At 59.9% G+C, this 21,769-nt stretch carries 19 protein-coding genes; 11 read left to right on the forward strand and 8 right to left on the reverse strand.

Features of this window, described 5'->3' with window-relative positions:
* Positions 1-7 precede the first annotated feature (7 nt).
* From puhE to MRY75_RS21700, 4 genes are all read left to right on the forward strand, one after another.
* Positions 8-829, forward strand: coding sequence for a putative photosynthetic complex assembly protein PuhE (gene puhE / locus MRY75_RS21685; protein ID WP_292310125.1), 822 nt, complete (start codon positions 8-10; stop codon positions 827-829).
* Positions 819-2,033: a 5-aminolevulinate synthase gene (hemA, locus tag MRY75_RS21690; protein WP_292310127.1), complete on the forward strand. Its 1,215-nt coding sequence runs from the start codon at positions 819-821 to the stop codon at positions 2,031-2,033. The genes puhE and hemA overlap by 11 nt, the downstream gene beginning before the upstream one ends.
* A gap of 106 nt (positions 2,034-2,139) precedes the next feature.
* Positions 2,140-2,607: a cytochrome C gene (locus MRY75_RS21695; protein ID WP_292310129.1), complete on the forward strand. Its 468-nt coding sequence runs from the start codon at positions 2,140-2,142 to the stop codon at positions 2,605-2,607.
* A 133-nt stretch (positions 2,608-2,740) separates the two neighbouring features.
* A complete protein-coding gene (locus tag MRY75_RS21700) occupies positions 2,741-4,057 on the forward strand; it encodes a UDP-glucose/GDP-mannose dehydrogenase family protein (RefSeq protein ID WP_292310131.1) in 1,317 nt (438 codons plus the stop codon).
* A 452-nt stretch (positions 4,058-4,509) separates the two neighbouring features.
* On the opposite strand, the gene MRY75_RS21705 is transcribed toward MRY75_RS21700, so the two are convergent.
* Complete coding sequence (locus MRY75_RS21705) at positions 4,510-5,076, reverse strand: TlpA disulfide reductase family protein (protein WP_292310250.1); 567 nt, start codon at positions 5,074-5,076, stop codon at positions 4,510-4,512.
* A 22-nt stretch (positions 5,077-5,098) separates the two neighbouring features.
* On the opposite strand from MRY75_RS21705, the gene argH reads away from it, so the two are divergent.
* The 4 genes from argH (at position 5,099) to MRY75_RS21725 (ending at position 10,981) form a co-directional block, all read left to right on the forward strand.
* Complete coding sequence (gene argH / locus MRY75_RS21710; RefSeq protein WP_292310132.1) at positions 5,099-6,490, forward strand: argininosuccinate lyase; 1,392 nt, start codon at positions 5,099-5,101, stop codon at positions 6,488-6,490.
* A 169-nt stretch (positions 6,491-6,659) separates the two neighbouring features.
* Positions 6,660-6,968: a DUF2834 domain-containing protein gene (locus MRY75_RS21715; protein ID WP_292310134.1), complete on the forward strand. Its 309-nt coding sequence runs from the start codon at positions 6,660-6,662 to the stop codon at positions 6,966-6,968.
* Positions 6,969-7,096: 128 nt separating this feature from the next.
* Positions 7,097-8,362, forward strand: coding sequence for a diaminopimelate decarboxylase (gene lysA / locus MRY75_RS21720; protein ID WP_292310152.1), 1,266 nt, complete (start codon positions 7,097-7,099; stop codon positions 8,360-8,362).
* A gap of 36 nt (positions 8,363-8,398) precedes the next feature.
* The gene (locus MRY75_RS21725; protein WP_292310155.1) at positions 8,399-10,981 is read left to right on the forward strand and encodes a TIGR02302 family protein; all 2,583 of its coding nucleotides are present in this window, start codon (positions 8,399-8,401) and stop codon (positions 10,979-10,981) included.
* A 58-nt stretch (positions 10,982-11,039) separates the two neighbouring features.
* Here the strand turns inward: MRY75_RS21725 and arfB are convergent, their stop codons facing one another.
* The 6 genes from arfB to MRY75_RS21755 form a co-directional block, all read right to left on the reverse strand.
* A complete protein-coding gene (gene arfB / locus MRY75_RS21730) occupies positions 11,040-11,462 on the reverse strand; it encodes an alternative ribosome rescue aminoacyl-tRNA hydrolase ArfB (protein ID WP_292310157.1) in 423 nt (140 codons plus the stop codon).
* Positions 11,463-11,712: 250 nt separating this feature from the next.
* Positions 11,713-12,342 carry a queuosine precursor transporter gene (locus tag MRY75_RS21735; protein WP_292310158.1) on the reverse strand — a complete coding sequence of 210 codons (630 nt, stop codon included), beginning with the start codon at positions 12,340-12,342 and terminating at the stop codon, positions 11,713-11,715.
* A 91-nt stretch (positions 12,343-12,433) separates the two neighbouring features.
* Positions 12,434-13,261, reverse strand: a complete 828-nt coding sequence (locus tag MRY75_RS21740; RefSeq protein ID WP_292310160.1) for an esterase-like activity of phytase family protein — start codon at positions 13,259-13,261, stop codon at positions 12,434-12,436.
* Positions 13,262-13,275: 14 nt separating this feature from the next.
* Positions 13,276-14,199, reverse strand: coding sequence for a penicillin-insensitive murein endopeptidase (gene mepA, locus MRY75_RS21745; RefSeq protein WP_292310162.1), 924 nt, complete (start codon positions 14,197-14,199; stop codon positions 13,276-13,278).
* Positions 14,196-15,536 carry an MFS transporter gene (locus MRY75_RS21750; protein ID WP_292310164.1) on the reverse strand — a complete coding sequence of 447 codons (1,341 nt, stop codon included), beginning with the start codon at positions 15,534-15,536 and terminating at the stop codon, positions 14,196-14,198. Before MRY75_RS21750 ends, mepA begins: the two co-directional genes overlap by 4 nt.
* A 53-nt stretch (positions 15,537-15,589) precedes the next feature.
* Positions 15,590-16,141: a thioesterase family protein gene (locus MRY75_RS21755; RefSeq protein WP_292310166.1), complete on the reverse strand. Its 552-nt coding sequence runs from the start codon at positions 16,139-16,141 to the stop codon at positions 15,590-15,592.
* Positions 16,142-16,278: 137 nt separating this feature from the next.
* Between MRY75_RS21755 and MRY75_RS21760 the strand changes: the two genes are divergently transcribed.
* The 3 genes from MRY75_RS21760 (at position 16,279) to yaaA (ending at position 19,527) form a co-directional block, all read left to right on the forward strand.
* Positions 16,279-16,572, forward strand: a complete 294-nt coding sequence (locus tag MRY75_RS21760) for a YggT family protein (RefSeq protein WP_292310168.1) — start codon at positions 16,279-16,281, stop codon at positions 16,570-16,572.
* A 96-nt stretch (positions 16,573-16,668) separates the two neighbouring features.
* Complete coding sequence (gene recQ / locus MRY75_RS21765; RefSeq protein WP_292310170.1) at positions 16,669-18,711, forward strand: DNA helicase RecQ; 2,043 nt, start codon at positions 16,669-16,671, stop codon at positions 18,709-18,711.
* A 36-nt stretch (positions 18,712-18,747) separates the two neighbouring features.
* Complete coding sequence (gene yaaA, locus MRY75_RS21770; protein ID WP_292310172.1) at positions 18,748-19,527, forward strand: peroxide stress protein YaaA; 780 nt, start codon at positions 18,748-18,750, stop codon at positions 19,525-19,527.
* Here yaaA and MRY75_RS21775 read toward each other — a convergent pair.
* Entirely contained in the window at positions 19,512-21,656 is a 2,145-nt protein-coding gene (locus MRY75_RS21775; RefSeq protein WP_292310174.1) for an ATP-binding protein, read from the reverse strand. The two genes, yaaA and MRY75_RS21775, sit on opposite strands and share 16 nt — an antisense overlap.
* Positions 21,657-21,769 lie beyond the last annotated feature (113 nt).

Genomic DNA, 21,769 nt, shown 5'->3' on the forward strand with positions numbered 1-21,769 from the left:
AGATCGCGTGTTGAGTGACCCCTGGATCGCTGCGCTTGCTGCGCTTTTCCTCTGGTGGTTTTCCACCGGGGTGATCCTGATGGCGGTGAAATACGCCGATCGCCGCGGGCCGCGCTACGGGCAGATTCTGACGGTCCTCGCATTCCCCGTATTCTTGCTCGGCGCTTTCGGGATCTGGAACAGCGAAGACGGAGAAACCGCGGGATCCTCCTACCACGCGTTCCTATCGGCGCTTGCGCTATGGGGCTGGATCGAAACGGCTTTCCTGACCGGGACGATTACGGGCCCCAACCGTCTGGTCTGCCGGCCTGACATCCCGGAATGGGAGCGCTTCATTCGGGCCTGGGGCACGATTGCCTATCACGAGATGCTGCTGGCGGGAACGCTGGCGGGGCTTTGGCTCTATACACAGGACGCTCCGAACACCTTCGGGTTCTGGACCTTCGCAGTTCTGTTCTTTGCCCGCGTGTCGGCCAAACTGAACCTGTTTCTGGGCGTGCCCAAGATCAACACAGAGTTCCTTCCGGAGCCTTTGGCCCATCTGCCCAGCCATTTCCGCATCGCCAAGATGAATTGGCTGTTTCCGATTTCGATCACCGCGCTGACCCTTGCTGTCGCCTGCTGGCTGGAGCGTCTGTATTCGGCGACCACGCAGGCGGATGTGGTCGGTTTTGCCCTTCTGGCGGCCATGACCGCGCTCGCCCTGCTCGAGCATTGGTTCATGGTGCTGCCGCTGCCCGACGAAAAACTATGGCGCTGGATGCTTCCTGCGCCCAAACCACAACAACACGACAAGACGATACGAACGGAGGACGCCCATGGACTTTGACAGCCTGTTCAATGCCCAGCTTGATGCCCTGAAAAAAGAGGGTAATTATCGCATATTCGCCGAGCTGGAGCGCAAATGCGGCGCGTTCCCAAAAGCCAAGTCACATGACAGCGACTGTCCCGATGAAGTGACCGTCTGGTGTTCGAACGACTATCTGGGCATGGGCCAGCACCCTGACGTGATTAAATCCATGCAGGACGCCGTTGGCCAGAACGGCTGCGGCGCGGGCGGTACGCGTAACATCTCTGGGACGAACCACCAACACAAGCTGCTGGAATCAGAGCTTGCCGATCTGCATGGCAAGGAGTCGGCGCTTTTGTTTACGTCCGGCTACGTTTCGAACTGGGCGGCTCTGTCGACGCTCGGGTCACGCCTTCCGGATGCGGTGATCCTTTCTGACGAATTGAACCATGCCTCGATGATCGAAGGCATCCGCCATGCGCGGTGCAACAAGGTGATCTGGAAGCACAACGATCCAGAGGATCTGGACCGAAAGCTGGCGGCACTGCCCAGCAATGCAACCAAGATCGTGGCGTTCGAGTCGGTCTATTCAATGGATGGCGACATCTGCCCGATGAAAGAGATCGTTGAAGTGGCCGAAAAGCACGGTGCGATGACCTATCTGGACGAGGTCCACGCCGTGGGCATGTATGGTGCGCGCGGGGGCGGTGTGTCCGAGCGCGAGGGCCTTGCTGACCGCATCACCCTGATCGAGGGCACACTGGGCAAGGCGTTTGGTGTCATGGGCGGATACATCACCGGTTCAGAAGCGATGTGCGATTTCATCCGCTCATTCTCGTCCGGGTTCATTTTCACGACGGCCCTGCCGCCGGCCGTCGCCGCTGCCGCGCGGACGTCGATCCAGCATCTCAAAGCCAGCGACGTGGAGCGGAAGCAGCAGCAACAGCAGGTGGCAAAGCTGCGCAAGCGTCTGGATGACATGGGCATTCCGCATCTGCCAAATCCGAGCCATATCATCCCGGTGATGATCAAGGATCCGGTCAAATGCCGGATGCTCGCGGACATCCTCATGCAGGATTACGGAATCTATGTGCAGCCGATCAACTATCCGACCGTACCCAAAGGGACCGAACGCCTTCGGTTCACGCCCGGACCGCTGCATTCCGACGCGGATATCGAGCATCTCGTTCAGGCACTGGCAACCCTTTGGAAACAGTGTGCTATCGCCCATCAGGTCGCTTGACATCAGTATCACCCCCGTTACGTCTAACGGAACTGCACAGGTTTGCTATTGGTTAACAAATGCAGAAGGCGCTAGTGTGCGCCGAACACGAGAGAGGAGTTCACCAATGAAGCTGATGATCGCAACCGCTGCAGCGGCAATGGCACTTGCCGGTGCCGCAACTGCCGGGAGCCATTCTGGGTCCGGGGATGCTGCCGCAGGCGAAAAGGAATTCAACAAGTGCAAATCCTGCCACATGATCGTGGCGGACGATGGCACTGAAATCGTCAAGGGCGGCCGGACCGGTCCGAACCTTTACAACATCATCGGTCGCAAAGCAGGGACCGTTGAAGACTTCCGCTACGGCGACAGCATCGTGGCCGCCGGCGAAGCTGGTCTGGTCTGGAACGAAGAAACCTTCGTTGCCTATGTTCAGGACCCCAAGGGTTTCCTGGCAGAGTACCTTGATGACAGCGGCGCGCGTTCGAAAATGTCCTTCCGCCTGCGGTCGAACATGGAAGACGTCTATGCCTACCTTGTGACTGTCAGCCCGGATGCGGAAACAGTGCACGAAGGCACCGGATCGGGTTCGTAAAAGAGCCAGACCGCTTAAGAAACGGGGCGCGCTACAACAGCGCGCCCTTTTCTTATGGGTGGTCCGGTTTGAAGAGTTGACCGCTTAGATCCGCTCGCGCACAACACCCGCCAAGATAAACAGGGGCAGTACAATGAAGATTGCGATGATCGGGACCGGGTATGTTGGTCTGGTGTCCGGAGTGTGTTTTTCCGATTTCGGTCATAACGTAGTTTGCGTCGATAAGGATCCACGCAAGATCGAAAAGCTCGAACGCGGAGAGGTTCCGATCTATGAACCCGGCCTTGATGCCCTCATGGCCAAGAATGTTGAAGCGGGACGGTTGAGCTTTACGCTGGATCTCGCTACCGCGATTGATGGTGCGCAAGCAGTGTTCATCGCAGTGGGCACGCCCACGCGGCGGGGCGATGGTCATGCCGATCTGACCTATGTGATGGCCGCCGCCGAAGAGATCGCGAAAGCTGCCAAGGAGTACGTGGTCGTCGTCACGAAATCGACCGTTCCCGTTGGAACCAACCGCAAGGTGCGCGATGTCGTTGCCGCCGCCAATCCGCAGCTTGATTTCGATGTTGCATCGAACCCGGAATTCCTGCGCGAAGGCGCGGCCATCGACGATTTCATGAAACCGGATCGTGTCGTGGTCGGGGTGGAAAACGACCGCGCGGCCCAAGTGATGAGCGAGATCTACCGCCCGCTCTACCTGCGGGATTTTCCAATCGTGACCACCGATCTCGAATCCGCAGAGATGATCAAGTACGCGGCCAACGCGTTTCTTGCGACCAAGATCACATTCATCAACGAAATCGCCGCGCTTTGCGAAAAAGTGGGTGCGGATGTGAAACAGGTGTCCAAGGGCATGGGCATGGACAACCGCATCGGCAACAAATTCCTGCACGCGGGCCCGGGATATGGTGGCTCGTGTTTTCCGAAAGATACAAAGGCGCTTGCCCGGATCGGACAGGAATACGCCAGTCCGATGCACATCACCGAAGCGGTGATTGCGGTCAACGAGGACACAAAGCGCCGAATGATCGGAAAGCTTCAGGACCTGTGCGATGGCTCCTTCAACGGCAAGACAATCACGGTTCTAGGTGTCACCTTCAAGCCGAACACCGATGACATGCGCGACGCACCGTCTCTGACCATCGTGCCTGCGCTTGTGGGTGGGGGTGCCAAGGTCCGTGTCTGCGATCCGCAGGGCCAGCATGAGGGTGAGGCGCTCTTGCCCGGTGTTCAATGGTATGACGACCCTTACGAAGCCGCCAGCGAGTCCGACCTGCTGGTTCTCTTGACCGAGTGGAACGAGTTCCGGGCGCTGGATCTTGACCAGATTGCCGGAAGCATGGCGCGTCCCGCGATGGCGGATCTCCGCAACATCTACAATGCCTCCGTGGCGCGGAATGCAGGCTTTGTCGCTTATGAAAGCGTGGGGCGCGTCGGGTTCGCTTAAGCGACGACACGATTCGCGACACCTTTCCCAACGGCTCGTGGATCTCTGGTGAATTGTGGCAGGAATTGGGCGGCGTTTCGGGAAAAATCCGTCAGGCCCGCTGCGATTGTTCCGTCAGGCCCGCGTAAACCGGGCAATTGTGGCAAAATCCTAGGCAGCACGCCACATTTCTGACATGAACAGACCTGTCGGGCGGGGGCTCGAACTCGGGTGTGTCCATGCGTCAGGTCTCTGACACTGTCCACTCTCTCATTTTGCTCACGGGCTGCGCGTCGCGCGGGTACATGACGCAGGATGGGCACACCGGTACGGCAGAGGAGCTTCGGATCTGAACGGGGTCCCGGCACATGCAGGGGTGCATGTGGCAGCTACAACCATATGACGAGGTGAAGCGTCATGTGCCGTTGGAGACCCGAAAACAGCCGAAGCTCCTGCCGACAAATCACGAATAGTCAACCCTCGGCGCCGTCATCAATCAATGTCTTCAAAATGGCCTTGGCATTGTCAGAGGCCCAATCTGCATCGCCACGCAGCCGCGCGACCTCTGCGCCTTCCGGGTTGAGGATCACAGTGATCGGCAAACCAAGCACGCCCATTTCGCGCGCGAGCGCCGAGCCAGGATCCCGGTGCAGGGGCAGGTTGTCCACGCCGATCTCGTCGAAGAATGCCGTCATCGCGGGCGGTGGATTGCGTCCGGTGGCCAGGGTGACGACCTCGAAATCGTCGCCGCCGAACTCGGTCTGCAAGTCGGACAGCATCGGCATTTCCTTGCGGCAGGGTGCACACCACGTGGCCCAGAAATTCAGCAATACCCACTTTCCTTTGTACGCTTCGAGCGACATTGGCGTGCCGTCAAACGTGGTGAATTCCGCGGTTCCGGCCGGTTGCGCGGTGCTGTGGAACGTCAGCTTCTTCATGTCACCTTCGCGCATTGCCTCGGCTGTGGTGAGATCGGCCAGTGCCGGGTTTGCAAGCATGACGAGGCCCGTATAGAGGAGTGCGGCAAGTGTTTTCTTCATTTTCCCTCCGAAGGGGTAGACCATGTCCGACAAGTCCTCGAACCAAATGTGGGGTGGCCGTTTCGCCGCCGGTCCCGATGCCATCATGGAGGCCATCAACGCCTCGATCGGTTTCGACAAACGCATGGCCGCTCAGGACATCGCCGGTTCAAGGGCCCACGCAGCCATGCTGGCCGCGCAAGGTATTGTAATACCTAGCGATGCCGAAGCGATGCGGGAAGGCTTGCTCACCGTATTGTCAGAGATTGAAACAGGCGAGTTCGCCTTTTCGACAGCTCTTGAGGACATTCACATGAATGTCGAGGCGCGCCTGAAAGAGGTCATCGGAGAACCCGCGGGCCGTTTGCACACGGGCCGGTCGCGGAATGATCAGGTGGCGACAGATTTCCGCCTTTGGGTGCGGGACCAGTTGGATGCGGCGTCTTCGGGCCTGACAGCCCTCATCCGGGCGCTTCTTGTACAGGCCGAGGCTGGTGCGGATTGGGTGATGCCGGGCTTCACCCATCTGCAGACGGCGCAGCCGGTGACATGGGGGCATCACATGATGGCCTATGTCGAAATGTTCGCGCGCGATCTGTCCCGCGTCGAGGATGCGCGCAAGCGGATGAACGAGTCGCCTTTGGGTGCTGCTGCTCTAGCGGGCACGTCTTTCCCGATCGATCGCCACATGACCGCCGAGGCGCTGGGCTTTTATCGCCCGATGGCCAACAGTCTGGACGCCGTCAGCGATCGGGACTTCGCTCTCGAATTCCTGAGCGTTGCCAGCATCAGCGCGATGCATCTCAGCCGCTTTGCGGAAGAGTTGGTGATCTGGTCGTCGGCGCAGTTCCGATTTGTCACCCTGTCTGATCGGTTCTCGACCGGCTCTTCGATCATGCCGCAGAAGAAGAACCCGGACGCGGCCGAGCTTATCCGCGCCAAGATCGGGCGGATTTTCGGGGCGAATGTCGCATTGATGATGGTGATGAAGGGTCTGCCTCTCGCCTATTCCAAGGACATGCAGGAAGACAAGGAACAGGTCTTCGACGCCGCTGACAACTGGATGCTGGCGCTGGCGGCGATGGAAGGCATGGTCAAGGACATGACCGGCAATCGCGCGAACCTTGAAGCAGCGGCATCGGCCGGCTTTTCGACGGCGACCGATCTCGCGGACTGGCTTGTTCGCACGCTCGACCTACCATTCCGCGAGGCGCATCATGTCACCGGTTCATTGGTGGCGATGGCCGAAAGAAAGGGATGCGATTTGCCGGACCTGAGCCTTGACGACATGCAATCCGTGCACGCCGCGATCACGTCGGATGTGTTCGACGTGTTGGGTGTGCACAATTCTGTGGCCAGCCGCACCAGCTATGGCGGTACGGCACCCGTTCGGGTTCGGGAACAGATCGCGCGCTGGAAAGAGGTGCTCGGGTGAGACCCACATTTGCGATCCTGTGGCTTGGTGTGCTTGCCGCGTGTGGCGCGGATGGCCCGCCAATAACGCCATCTGTCAACACCACGGTCTCAATCGGCTCTGAAGGCGTGCGTACATCGACCGGCGTCACCGTGAGTCAGGGGCCGGTCACAGTTGGGGCCCGGTTCTGATGCGCTGGATTTATCTTGCACTCGCGATTTGGGGCGCCATTCACCCGATGTATTACTTCGTCTCGTGGTTTCAGGAAAACGGTTGGAACCTTGGGGCGATGATCGATGCCTGGTATGTCAATGACGCGACCACCGGCCTCACCTGGGACCTGACGATCGCCGCCGTGTCGCTGACGATCTGGATCATTGCAGAAGTCGCCGTGCGGCGGAACTGGTCTGCGCTGATCGCCATCCCGGCCACTTATTGCATCGGTGTCAGCTGTGGCCTGCCGCTTTATCTTTTCCTGCGGTCACGACCTGTCGGCTGACGCATTTCTGTATCGGTTCCGTCGGACCCGAGCAGCAGCCGAAAGGCGCTCTGTGAAAGAGAAGACGCAGGGGGTGGCGCAAACCTGCACGCTGCGCTACTGCAGCGCGGTCTGATCTGGAGGCAGGTGTGGATCATTTTCTCTATCGCAATGGCGAACTTTATGCCGAAGACGTGCCGGTTGCGGATATCGCGGCAGCTGTCGGGACGCCGTTTTATCTGTACTCCACCGCGACCCTGACGCGGCATTATCAGCTTTTTGACGACGCGCTCTCCGGAATGGAGCATATGGTTTGCTACGCCATGAAAGCCGCATCGAACCAGGCAATCCTCAAGACACTGGCCGAATTGGGCGCTGGCATGGATGTGGTGTCAGGCGGCGAATATGCCCGTGCCCGTGCGGCCGGCGTGCCGGGGGACAGGATCGTCTTCTCCGGCGTGGGTAAGACCCGGGCAGAAATCCGCGCTGCTCTCGAAGGGGGCATTCGACAGTTCAACGTCGAAAGTGAACCAGAACTTCTGGTGATTTCCGAAATCGCAACCAGCCTCGGCACAACCGCACCGATCACGGTGCGCGTGAATCCGGACGTGGATGCCAAGACCCACGCCAAAATCGCGACGGGCAAGTCGGAAAACAAGTTCGGCATCCCGATCTCGAAGGCGCGGAGCGTCTATGCCGAAGCGGCTGCGCTGCCGGGCATCGAGGTGATCGGGATCGACGTCCATATCGGATCGCAGCTGACCGAGCTCGAACCCTATGCGCTGGCCTACCGCAAGGTGGCCGAGTTGACCGAGCAGTTGCGCGCGGATGGACACAACATCCGGCGGCTTGACCTCGGTGGGGGCTTGGGGATTCCCTATACCCGTTCGAACGAAGCGCCGCCGCTGCCGTCGGACTACGGCGCACTGATCAAGGAGACGGTCGGACATCTTGGATGCGAGATCGAGATTGAACCCGGGCGCTTGATCGTCGGCAATGCAGGCATCCTCGTCAGTAGGGTGATTTACGTGAAGCAGGGGGAAGGGCGTCAGTTTCTCATCCTCGATGGCGCGATGAATGACCTGATCCGCCCCGCCATGTATGACGCTCATCATGATATCGTGCCAGTGCTGGAGCCTGACGCAGGTGTCGAACAACAGCCCTACGACATCGTCGGCCCGGTCTGCGAGTCCGGGGACACCTTTGCCAAGAATCGCATGATGCCGCCGTTGAAGGCGGGCGATCTTGTCGCGTTCCGTTCTGCCGGCGCGTATGGCGCGGTGATGGCCAGCGAATACAACACGCGGCCACTCGTGCCCGAAGTTTTGGCAAAAGGCGATCAATTCGCTGTCATTCGTCAGCGACCCGACTTTGACGAAATCATAAACCGAGATACCATTCCCCCATGGCTGTGAGGCATTCCCCCGCGGTCAGCTAATCGGGAGATCGGAATGACCGCACGGGATGACCTGCCGACAGAGATCGACGCCGCACTGCACTGGCCGCTGTTCCTGACCCGCCTGGGGATGGGCGCAGAGATGATCGTGCGCGCCTTCTGGCCGTTCTGGTCAGTGCTGTTCGCGGTGTTGGCGTTCCTAATGCTTGGGCTGCAGGATTATCTTCCCATGGAAGGCGTCTGGGCGATTCTGGGTCTGTCGGTGGCGGCCGGACTTTGGGCGTTGGTGCGGGGCATCCGCAAATGGAGCTGGCCGTCGCAGGCATCGGCCCTGGCGCGACTCGATTCAACCCTGCCCGGCAATCCCATTCTCGCCGCGATGGACAGTCAGGCCATCGGTGCAGGGGATCCAGCCTCGCTCGCCGTGTGGCAGGCGCATCAGGCGCGCATGGTCGCCCGGTTGAAAGAGGCCAAGGCGGCAGAACCTGATTTGCGGGTATCGAAGGCGGATCCGTTCGCGCTCCGCTATGTGGCTGTGCTTGCATTTCTTGTTGCGGCCATTTTCGGCTCGGTGCTCAAAGTTCAGACAGTCTCCGCGATGGGGCCGTCGGGATCCGACCTGGCCTCGGGTCCGACCTGGGAAGGCTGGCTTGAGCCGCCGCACTACACCGGTCGCCCGTCGATCTATCTCAACGATATCACGGACGCCCGGCTCGAGACACCGGAAGGCAGCCGCGTCACTCTGCGATTCTACGGTGAGGTCGGAGTTCTGAGTGTTTCGGAAACGGTGTCCAACCGAGCGTCCCCTACTGCAACGCCAGAAGAGCTTGTTGCAGCCTCCGTCGAAACGGCGCAGGAATTCACGGTCGCCCGATCAGGTCAGCTCGAAATCGAAGGGCCGGGTGGCCGTGTGTGGGACATACTCGCCTTGCCAGATCGCGCTCCCGAAGTGATGCGGGACGGTGAAATCGAAGTCAGCTACGAAGGCGAGGCGCAGATTCCCTTCACTGCCCGCGATGATTACGCGGTTTCAACCGGTGTTGCACGGATCGAACTGGCACTTTCGGATGTGGACCGCCGCTACGGACTCCGTATGGAGCCTGAACCGCGTGCCGTGATCGAACTGCCTCTCCCCATGCCAATTGCAGGCGACCGCTCGGAGTTTACCGAAACTCTGGTCGACAATTTTTCCGAACACCCGTGGGCCAATCTGCCTGTGATCTTGTCGTTGACCGTGACGGATGAGGCGGATCAGATTGGTGAGGCCGCACCTGAAGTGATCGATCTGCCTGGGCGGCGCTTTTTTGATCCAATGGCCAGTGCGATCATCGACCTACGGCGCGCCTTGCTTTGGAACCGCGAAAATGCGGCCGATGTTGCAATGCTCATGCGAGCGGTCTCGCACCGTCCAGATGATGTGTTCCGGTCCAGCACGGATTTCCTGCGACTGAGAACCATCATGCGTCGGGTCGAAGCGCTGTCACAGGTCAAGATGACCGATGATCAGCAGGCTGAAATCGCGCAGGCGATGTGGGACTTGGCCATTCGTCTGGAAGAAGGCGATCTTCAGGATGCTCTGGAACGGCTGCAACGCGCGCAGGACCGGTTGTCCGAAGCCATGCGCAACGGTGCTTCGGATCAGGAAATTGCCGAACTTATGCAGGAGTTGCGCGAAGCGACCGACGATTACCTGCGCCAGCTGTCCCGTCAGGCGCAACAGGACCGTGAAAACAATCCTGATCAGGAAATGACCCAGAACCAGAACATGATGGAGATGAGTCAGAACGACCTGCAGGAAATGATGGATCGCATCCAGGAGCTTATGGAACAAGGCCGCATGGCCGAGGCACAGGAAGCACTCGAACAGCTGCGCCAGATGATGGAAAACATGCAGGTCACACAAGGGCAGGGCCAGCAGGGGCAATCGCCGGGCGAACAGGCAATGGAAGGTCTGGCCGAAACGCTTCGCGAACAACAGGGTCTTTCCGATCAGGCGTTCCGCGACCTGCAGGAGCAATTCAATCCCGGTCAGCAAGGTCAACAACCGGGTCAACAGCCTGGTCAGCAAGGCCAAGGCCAACAGCAGGGTCAAGGCCAAGGGCAGCAGCCCGGTCAGGGACAGAACGGCGAGGGCCAGAGTCTCGAAGACAGCTTGGCAGATCGCCAGCGCGCCCTGCGTCAGGAATTGAACCGTCAGTCGCAGAACCTGCCGGGGGCGGGGACAGAAGCCGGCGATGCTGCGCGCGAAGCGCTCGACCGGGCCGAAGGTGCGATGGAGGGCGCGGAAGAGGCATTGCGGGAAAACGATCTCGCCGGCGCGATCGACAACCAGTCCGAAGCTATGGAAGCGCTGCGAGAAGGCATGCGCAATCTGGGTGAGGCCATGGCGCAGCAGCAACAGCAAGGACAGGGGCAGCAAGGCATGGCAGACGGCACCGACCCCGGCCAGCAGCGCGATCCACTGGGCCGGAATGTGGGGTCGAACGGTCAGATCGGGTCAAACGAGAGCTTGCTGCAGGGCGAAGATGTCTATCGCCGGGCGCGCGAATTGCTGGATGAAATCCGGCGTCGCTCTGGTGAGGGGGAACGCCCGGAGGAAGAGCTGGAGTATCTTGAACGGCTGCTGGACCGGTTCTGATCAGGCGCGTTTGCGTTGACGCAAACGGATGATGCGTCGACGCATCATCCATCCATGATTAGGCGTCGGGATCCACCCGGCCCCGCAGCGATTTCACCTCGCCACGCTCTTTCTTTGCCTTGAGCCTGCGCTTTTTTGATCCAAGTGTCGGTTTTGTGGGCACGCGGCGCTTTGGCGGCGTCAGCGCCGCCACGATCATCTCTTTCAGCCTGTCCCTCGCGATGTCGCGATTGCGCGCTTGGGACCGTGTCTCGTCGACCTGAAGGACAATTGCCCCATCCTTGGTCCATTTCCGTCCTGCAATCCGCCGAAGCCGAGTTTTCACCGGCCCGGGCAGATTGGGCGAACGTTCTGCTTCAAAGCGCAATTCGACAGCCGTGGAGACCTTGTTCACGTTCTGCCCGCCGGGTCCGGAGGCGCGGATGAACTGTTCGGTCAACTCCCAGTCTTCAAGGTGGATCGTGTCTGAAATCTTCAGCATTACAGACCATGTGTTTCATACGAAAAGGGTCGCCACATGGGCGACCCTTCGAGACTTACGGAGGCGGGTCCGGTTAGGTTCCACACCAATTCGATCGGGTTGTCACCCAGGGGCTGCCCTAGATGTGCGCCTCTCGAACTGTTCCGACACCTCTCTCCAATACCTCTCTCGACACTGGATCACCTCCTTTCAGCTGTTGATAAAACGCATCTTCAGCGTGACAGGCTTTCCGTATCGCGCAACTCTTTTCTTACGTCAGGACTACTTTTTCGCGAAATCGAAGGACGATGAGTCGAAATGGTATCAGTGCGAGCAGTGCCAGGGAGATCTTGACCATCCAGTCCGCAACCGCGAGCGACACCCAAAGCGGCGCAACCGGGCCTGAGCCGAGCATCGGCAGCATCTCACCGGCCCAAGACACGTCATTTCCGGGTTCGAGAAACGCCAGTGCGCCGGAAAAGGCGATGGTGAAAAACAGCGCTGTATCGACCGATGCGCCGATCAGGGTGGACGCGAGTGGCGCACGCCACCACGCACCGTCGCGCATCCGGTCAAAGATCGTGACATCCAGCAGCTGCGCCGTCAGGAACGCGACCCCAGAAGCCAGCGCGATGCGGAACGTGACCAGCGGACCGAATTCCCCCTCGATCTGGGTGCCGATCAATGAGCAGATCACGCCGACAATGAACCCGGCGAACACGACCTGACGCGCGGCGCTGGGCCCATAAAGACGGTTCATGAGATCGGTGACAAGAAATGCGAGCGGATAGGTGAAGGCGCCCCAGGTCAGCCAGTTTCCGAACAGGAACTGGACAAGGATGTTGGAGGCCAACACGATGAGGGCCATGGCGATGATGCCAGGAATATGAGCGCGGGTCATTGTGACTCCCGTTTTGCCAAGGTTGCGGGGACTTGATTCCCGTCCATCGGGAATGGCGCGTGGCATATAGCGCCGCTTCGCAACAGACAAGCTAATTGCCGATGGTGTATTCGACGATCTCGGTGTTCTGGAGGGACATGAAATTGTCATCCGACACCATGGTCAGACGGATTGTGCCATCCTCAGCCCGCCAGACTGCAAGCCCTTCCAGATTGTCATGGCGGCGGGTCGAGGTTGTCAGAAGTGTCTCGCCCGCCGCATTCTCGGTTTCGTTGATTTCAAAACGACGCACGCGAGAGCTGAACCCGAAGCCGGAAAAACCACGTTCGAGAATGTAAAGCTGACCATCTGGTCCAACATCGGCCCCGACCGGAACGAAACCGTCGCTTCTGGAAATCGACATCGGCTGGTCCCAACCGACATTCCCGCGGAACCGGAACACTGCGAAGGGTGCCAGGAGATCGCGTGACACTTCTGGAAGCGCGTAGATCGTGTCATCCGTGCTGATCGCCAACGCTTCCAGCCCCCGGTTCGATGGCAGCGCGTCGATGGATGGAAACCGGGGAAGTGCTGCCCAGCTGCCATCCAGATCCCGCCGCAGGACGAGATTTTCGCTTTCCACCGACACAAACAGTCTTCCGTCAGCATCCCGGGCCAAACCTTCCGTGTCCCGATTGGAAGGATGCGCAAAAAGACTGTCGGGAATATCGAGCGGCGCCATCTCGCTGCTGCGCAGACCGATGATGCGGTTGGAATGACGAAAGATGGTGCCCTCGATCAGGTGCGCCCGATCGCTCATCATGACGAAGCTGGCGCCATCCGGCGACAGGATCAGGCCGGAATAGCCACCGAAGTCGGCTCTTTCCTTGGTCCAGTGATAAGACGACAGGAACCGGGCTGAAGTTTTGTCTTCGTCCAAAACCGGCTCAGCGCTCAATTCGCAGCCAGAACCGTAGCACATTGCGCCGGCAGATCCGCAAGGGTCAGCTCCCGCCGCGGCGTCGGTTTCGGTGCACTCGGGTCGGGCGGCGGCGGATTGAGGATGTTGTTCACCCATTGCTGGGCATCGTCACAGCCATCGCCGCGCGGCGGCGCATCCTGATCGACGCAGCCAGACATGCCCGGAGGACAGGCCAGACGGACGTGGAAGTGATAGTGGTGCCCATACCAAGGCCGGATTTTCCGCAGGTAGCTGCGATCGCCGGTTTCTGCATTGCACATGGCCACTTTGGCGCCAGGGAAGACAAAGATGCGCGCAACGCGCGGATCGCTTGCTGCGGCCTTGAGGATGTTGTGATGCTCCTTTGTCCATTGGTCGTTGATATAGGCGCCACTGGCCCGCTGCATCGAGATGGATGAAATGTTCTCGCGCTCTGTCTGGTTGAGGGTCAGGCGATCCGCCGGACGCATCCAGATATCGGCATCGAGCCCAATCTGGTGGCTGGCGTGCCCTGTCAGCATCGGCCCGCCGCGCGGCTGACTGATGTCGCCGATATAGAGCCCGTTCCAGCCGGGCTGCTGAGCCGCGATGCGTGACAGATCCTGAAGGAAATCGACCGTGATCGGCAGCCCCCAGTTGCGGTTGCGCGACAGGCGCATCGCCTGCCATGTTGGCCCGGTTTCGGGAAGCTGCACCTGTCCGGCGGCACAGCCCTTGGCGTAACTGCCGTAAGCCGCCGGCGACTGGCTCGAGGCGTTGTCCATACCGCCGAAGAGCTGTTTGGCCTGGCGCGTGCTCAACACACCGCTGACACGGGGCACACTGACCTCGGATGCGTCCGTGCTGCGCGAACCGGTGTCGCCGCCGCAAGCGCTCAGCAGGAAGGCAAGTCCGAGGATTGGAAGAAACCGTTTCATGATGCTGCTCGTTTCCCGTTCGGATCAACCCAGAGTAACAACACAAGTCCGATCAGGAAAAGTCCTATCACCGGGCTTACCCCCAATTGTTGGGATCCCGTAGCATAGGTCGTGATCCCGATCAGCAATGGTGCCAGGAAACTGGTCGCTTTTCCGGCCAGCGCATAGAGTCCGAAGGCTTCTGTCATGCGGGCGGGATTGGCCTGGCGGACCATCATCGTACGACTGGCCGACTGGATCACACCTCCGGCAGCCCCGATCACTGCGCCGATCATGTAGAACGCGATGTCGGGGAGTGCCGATCCCTCGGGCAAGGGCACGCCGAACATGTCCTCTCGAGAGATCATCACGATTGCCACGCCCATCGCGGTCAGGGCAAGGATGCAGGCCACGATCACCGGCTTCGGCCCGAACCGGGAATCCGCCATGCCTCCCAGCCAAGCGGCCAATGCACCGGCGATGATCGCAATGATGCCGAAGATGCCGACATTCTGGACGCTCCACCCCAGAACACCCGCCGCGTAGATTCCGCCAAAGGCATACATCCCATTCAACGCATCCCGGTAGAACATCGCCGATCCAAGATAGGCAAACAGCGACCGGTCCTGCGGCAATCGACGCAGCGTGGATTTGAGATCGTTCAGTGCCAGCTTGACTGCGCCCTTGGGGGCCTTCTGCCGTATTGGCTCCCTGACATAGAGAAAGAACGGGATCATGAAGATCACATACCAGATTGCGACCAGTGGCCCGACAAAACGGGTTCCTTCGCGTGCCTCTGGATCAAGGCCAAACGCGGGCTCCAGTCCAAGCAATGTGCGCCCGGTCGCGGCGTTGTCGGCAAAGAACAGCAGCATGAGCACAAGTGCGATCAGGCCGCCGACATATCCGAAGGCCCAACCATTGCCGGAAATGCGACCGATCTCTTCCCGCGTGCCAAGGTCCGGCAGCATCGAATTGGTGAAGGTCATGGCGAACTCCATGCCGATCATGCCGATGGCAAAAAAGGTCAGGATCAGGATCAGACTGAAATCACCAGGCGCTGCGCTCCATAGACCGGCGGCACCAACGACATACATGATTGAGAAGAGCCAGATCCACCGCATGCGGTTGCCGCCTGTATCCGCCAGGGCTCCGAGAACCGGGGCGAGGATCGCGATCACAAGACCGGCGGCGCCGATTCCAAAGCCCCAGGCGGATTGCGCGGCCGTGCCGTCGCCCACCAATTCCTTGATGTAAGGCGCGAAAATGAAGGTGATCAGCAACGTATTATACGGTTGGCTGGCCCAGTCGAAAAAGAACCAGCCCCAGATGCGTTTGCGCAAGGAAGCGTTTGCCATGCCATATCCCCCTGCCGTCTTATGGGTGGGAAATGTCGAACCGGCAAGCGGTGTCAGGCGGCGATCTCGTCCTGCATCGGAGGCCAGGGGCGCGCATCTTCGGCACGAAGCCAGTCCGCCACCCAATCGGGCATTTGCGGAGAAGCATGGTCCGCCAGTCCCATGGCCGCAATCACGCGATCGGTTGGAACGATCCCGTTTCGGTCGGTCACGGCCGAGCGATAGACGGCATGGTTCGCGCAGTCTCCGTTCTGTTTCCACATCGACTGCTCGATATAGAGAAACCGGGCATCCCAGCAGAGAAGCCGACTGCGCATCTCGAACCGCTCGAACGTACGAACCCGACGCCGGTAGCGTACGACGACACCGGCCATGGTCAGGCCCCAGCGTTCTTTCCTAATCATCGCCATCAGGCCGTTCACCTGTGCCAGCGGGATGCGCCCAAGATCATAGAGGGTAAGCGTGCGGCCGTTGTTCAGCTCCATCCACATGTCGATGTCCCATGGCCAGCAGCGATGATGCGACACATATATGGCAAACGGGCCCTGTGATGGGACCTTGCGCGCTTTCCAGATGCCAAGTGCCATGCGGATGAAGGGATACATAGGTCACTCCTGTTGCGCGGTTAGTTGACCTGATGAGGCTCCGCGTCAACCGCGACCTCACGGCAACCGCTTTGCCTTGTTCTTCGCCGCACATGCGCCTACCTCTTCTCAGGATACTGACAAGGGAAATCCGTCCGATGCAATCGCTCTACCAGATCCTGATGCTGCTTCTTGATATCGTGTGGTTCTTCATCATTGCCCACGTGATTATGAGCTGGTTGATCAATTTCCAGGTGCTGAACCTGCGCCAGCCTATCGTGGCGCAGATCTGGGATGGTCTGAACCGGTTGCTGGAACCGATGTATTCCCGTCTGCGCCGCATCCTGCCCCCTATGTCGGGCATCGACCTTGCGCCGCTGGTTGCGCTTATCGGCGTCTACATCCTGCGCATCGTTCTGGCGAACAATGCGGGCTTCTTCTACGGGTTCTGACCCGATCAAAGGCTTGTTCACGCACCCTTAGTGTGAGACTGTCAGGTTCAGAGCAGATATAGTTAAGAACCTGACAGGTCATCCATGCCCCGCGATATGTCTGACGCAGATACGATTCTGCGCGACGTTTTTGGATTCGACAGCTTCCGGCCCGGCCAGTCCGAGATTGTAGAGGCTGTCTCGCAGGGTGAAAACGTGTTGGCCATCATGCCTACGGGTGGGGGCAAATCGCTTTGCTTCCAGTTGCCCGCCCTCGTCCGGCATGGCGTAACCGTTGTCATTTCGCCGCTCATTGCCTTGATGCGGGATCAGGTCCGCGGACTGCGCGAAACAGGTGTTGCCGCCGGTGCTTTGACTTCGGCCAACACGGACGAGGAAAACGACGCAGTCTGGGATATGCTGCATTCCGGCGCGCTCAAGCTGCTTTACCTCGCCCCCGAGCGTCTTGCGTCAGGTGGAACGCAGCGAATGCTGCAGCAGGCTGGTGTCTCGCTGATCGCTGTGGACGAGGCCCATTGCGTCAGCCAGTGGGGTCATGACTTCCGTCCCGACTACCTGCGCATAGGGGAATTGCGTCGGGCGCTCGACGTGCCGCTCGCGGCCTTCACTGCAACAGCGGATGCGGAAACGCAGGAAGAGATCGTCGCGCGGCTGTTTGACGGACATCGGCCGACAACATTCCTGCGTGGCTTCGACAGACCCAACATCCACCTGATGTTCGCACCGAAGAACAAACCGCGCGAGCAGATCCTTAAATTCGCGGCTGCGCGCAAGGACCAATCGGGCATCGTCTATTGCGGCACGCGGGCCAAGACCGAAACGCTGGCCCAGGCGCTGAACGCCGAAGGTCACACGGCGTGCTTTTATCATGGCGGTATGGAGGCCGAGGCGCGACGCCACGTGGAATCCCGGTTCGCCACCGAAGACGGATTGATCGTGGTCGCGACGGTTGCATTCGGCATGGGTGTGGACAAGCCGGATATCCGATGGGTGGCCCATGCCGATCTGCCAAAATCCATCGAGGCCTACTACCAGGAAATTGGTCGCGCCGGGCGCGATGGTGCACCAGCCGAGACCTTGACGCTCTATGGATCGGACGACATCCGTTTGCGCCGGTCGCAGATTGACGAAGGACTGGCGCCACCCGAACGGCGTCATGCGGATCATGGCCGGTTGAACGCGCTGCTTGGCCTGGCCGAAGCGCTGGAATGCCGTCGCAAGACGCTTTTGCGCTATTTCGGCGAAAGCGACGTGACCTGTGGAAACTGCGATCTGTGCGACACTCCCGCCCAGATCTTTGATGGGACAGAAGCGGTTCGCAAGGCCTTGTCTGCTGCGCTGCGCACCGGGGAAAGCTTTGGCGCTGGGCATCTGATCGACATCCTGCTGGGAACGAAAACGGAAAAGGTCCTGGCGCGCAATCATGACACCCTGCCGACCTTCGGCGTCGGCAAGGATCTCAAGCGCGGAGAATGGCAGGTGGTGTTCCGCCAGATGATGGGTCACGACCTCATGCGCCCCGATCCCGAACGGCATGGCGCATTGGTGATGACCGAAGCCGCGCGGCCGATCCTGCGCGGCGATGCCTCGATCAACCTGCGCCGCGACAGCCTTGAGGCGGCAAGCGAACGGCGGCCGCAGGTGCGCACCCTGGTCAGTGACGAAGATGCGCCCCTGCTGTCCGCCCTCAAGGCCAAGCGCCGCGCGTTGGCCGAGGAACAGTCTGTCCCCGCCTATGTGATCTTTCCGGACAAGACGCTGATCGAAATGGCCGAGACCCGACCTGCGAACCTCGATGCCTTGGCAAGGATCAGCGGTGTGGGGGCGAAGAAGCTCGAGCGCTATGGTGCTGCTTTCCTGAAGGTGATCGCGGGCGAGGTGCCGGAAACCCATCCCGCACGGCGCAAGCTGGCCACACGCGGTGCTGGGGGGCTATACGACGCGCTGTTGCAGTCGCAGGCTGCATTGGTGCGCGGGGATTGTGGCACGTTGAAGCCTCTGTCCTGCACCGCCGGGCAACTCGCCCGTCTGGCGCAGACCCGACCGAGGGACGAAACCGGGATCGCTCGCATTATCGGTGAACGTCATGCCGAACGGTTTGCCGAGAGCTTTCTGGACGTTTTGCGGGCAGCGGACTAAATCCATCGGAACCGCGAACTCAACAAAGGTGCTGCCATGCTCGTCGTGATTTCCCCAGCCAAACGTCTTGACTGGTCAGAGCGCGATGTGACAATGACCGAACCGGTGTTTCAGGACGAGGCCAACCGTCTTGCGAAGACGGCCCGCAACCTGACGCTCGGCAATCTCAAAGCGTTGATGGATCTGAGCGATGATCTCGCCAAGCTGAACCGCGATCGGTTCCGTGCCTTCGACGATTCCCCCACTGGTGAGATTTTGCGTCCCGCGGCGCTCGCCTTTGCCGGAGACACGTATCAGGGATTGGAGGCGGACACGCTTGACGGTGATGAGATGCGGTGGGCGCAGGATCATCTGCGTATCCTGTCCGGTCTTTACGGCGTGCTGCGTCCGCTCGATGGAATTCAGGCCTATCGCCTTGAAATGGGAAGCCGTCTGAAAACGCGGCGGGGCGCCAACCTGTACGACTACTGGCGTGACCAGATCGCACGGAATCTGAAGGCCCAAGCCGACAACCTGGGGACCGACACTCTCGTCAATTGCGCCAGCCAGGAATATTTCGGTGCGGTGCCGCCGAAGGCGCTGGGCCTGCGGATCGTGACCCCGGCTTTCATGGAGGACAAGGGCGACGGCAAGGGGCCGAAGATCGTCAGCTTCTTCGCCAAGAAAGCCCGTGGGTCGATGGCCCGGTTCATCATCCAGCGGCGACTGACTGACCCGGACGGCATTCTGGATTTCGATCTTGGTGGCTATGCCTACCGGGCCGATCTGTCCAAACCCGACACTCCGGTCTTCGTTCGTCCCTACGACGCCAGTTGAAGCTGCGGGCAATAGAGCGCCAGCTTGTCAAGCAGAGCCTCTTTGCGCAACGGCTTGGTCAGGTAATCTGTCAGGCCTGACTGCAGGATCATGTCGCGATCCCCTTTCATCGCGTGGGCGGTGACGGCGATGATCGGAACATGCGGTCCGGTGCCCTCCAGCGCTCGGATACGGGTGGTGGCCTCTTTGCCGTCCATACCCGGCATGGAGATATCCATGAAGATCACGTCCGGTCTGACGGTCTCAAACGCCGATACTGCCTCGAACCCGTCATTGGCGATGACAAGCTCCACCTGTGCGTCCTTCACCATCTTGCGGAAGACCAGCTGGTTTGTGCGATTGTCTTCGGCCAGGAGCACTCTGGGCAAGTTTGGTTGCCCAAGTCGGGGATCCAGCGGGACAGGGTGTTTCTGAACGGCAGTTGACGTGATCGCGTCGAATAGTGCGGCGCGCGCGTAGGGACGTTGGATGGTCCGGACTTGTGGCAAACCAGCCTCGGCCACGCGTTTTGGATCACTTGAGAGTGAGAGCACAGGGGTGTCCGATCCAAGCGCGCACAATGCGGCAACCGTGGGCGCAAAGTGCGGGCTGGATGGTTCAAGGCCAAGAACCGCGAGATTGACCGAAGCAAGCAGTTCGGAGGACAGGTCGGCCGGATTGTCGGGAACGACAGGCACGCCACCCAGCGCACTGATCTGGTTGATCAGCTGCGTCTTTTCCGGCTTTGCGCCATCATCCAGCAGAAGGATGCGCTGTACTGAGGGATCAAGTTTGAGTTGCGTTTCGGTCTGCTGCGGGTCGATAGGCAGCGTCACCGCAAAGCCGAAACAACTCCCGACGCCAAGTTCGGACGTGACCCAGATTTCGCCCTCCATCAATTCGACCAGCCGCTTGGTTATGGCGAGCCCTAGACCGGTTCCTTCGAACTGTCGGTTTCGGTCATCTTCGACCTGGTTGAATTCACCGAATACGTGATCGACCTTGTCGGCGGCGATCCCGATTCCGGTGTCTTCGACCGTAATGCGCAGACGGGTCCGTCCATTGGATTCGGCTTCGCCGACCACACGCAGCATCACCTCGCCTTGCAGTGTGAACTTGACCGCGTTGCCCATGAGATTCGTCACGATCTGACGGAGACGTCCGGGATCAGCAACGAAGCGGGTGGGCTGAAGGATGTCGTAGTCGATCCGCAGAACCAGGCCTTTGGCTTGCGCGGTCGGTTGCAAGAGCATCACCACCTCATGCAGCGTCTTTTCAAGGTCGAACGGCTCGGGGTGCAACACCAGCTTGTCCGCATCAATCTTGGAATAATCGAGAACGTCGTTGATGATGACCAACAGCGCCTCGCCGGAATGCTTGATGGTCTCCACGAAAAGGCGCTGTTCGCTATCCAGATCGGTTTCCGTCAACAGCTCTGCCATGCCAACGACACCATTCATCGGCGTGCGGATCTCGTGGCTCATATTGGCGAGAAAGGCGGATTTTGCGCGATTGGCGGCTTCTGCCCGTTCGCGCGCCTCGCGCAGCTGTTCCTCGTATTGCACGCTGGCGGTGATGTTCAATGCAAGGCTGACCACGTCGCCAGACGGGCCACGCCGATCGAAGATGCGGATATGTTCGCCATTCCAGAGTTGAATCTCCATTGGCTGGGGATCGTCCTGCTGCCACCTGTCCTGCATCCGGGCGCGCCAAGCGGCGGGGGATTCCCGCCCGATATTGACGATGCCTTCTTCGGTCAGAAGCTGCAGGATTCGGGGGTAGGTGATGCCGGGCTTCACCTCGTCGAGGTCTTCGAAGACTGCCAGATAGGCCCGGTTGGCCGCGATCATGTGATTGTCGGCGTCGAAAAACGCGAATCCATCCTGAATCGTTTCGATCGAATGCCAAAGGCGGCGTTCGGCGATCTGGATCTTTTCATGGGCGACACCCAGCTCGGTCTTAACCCGCTGATTTTCGCCGCGCACCATCGCCACTTCGGCCCGGGTTTCCACGATTTCGTTGCTGAGCTGCTGGGCATGGTTGCCCAGCTTGCGATTGGCGGCGAACAGCTCGGCCTGCTTGAGTTCGAGGAGACGCTCGGCCGCCAGCCGCGCGCGACGTTCCTCCGCCAGCTTGTTGGCAAGACTCATGCAGACCTCCGATCAGACTGAAACCGACTGTCCGGGATCATGGTGAAGAAGGAATTAATCCCGGCCGAGATTACCTGGCCGGGATCGAATATGCATCATTCGGTCAGGCCGGT

Source organism: Marivita sp., assembly GCF_022763305.1.
Lineage (GTDB): Bacteria > Pseudomonadota > Alphaproteobacteria > Rhodobacterales > Rhodobacteraceae > Marivita.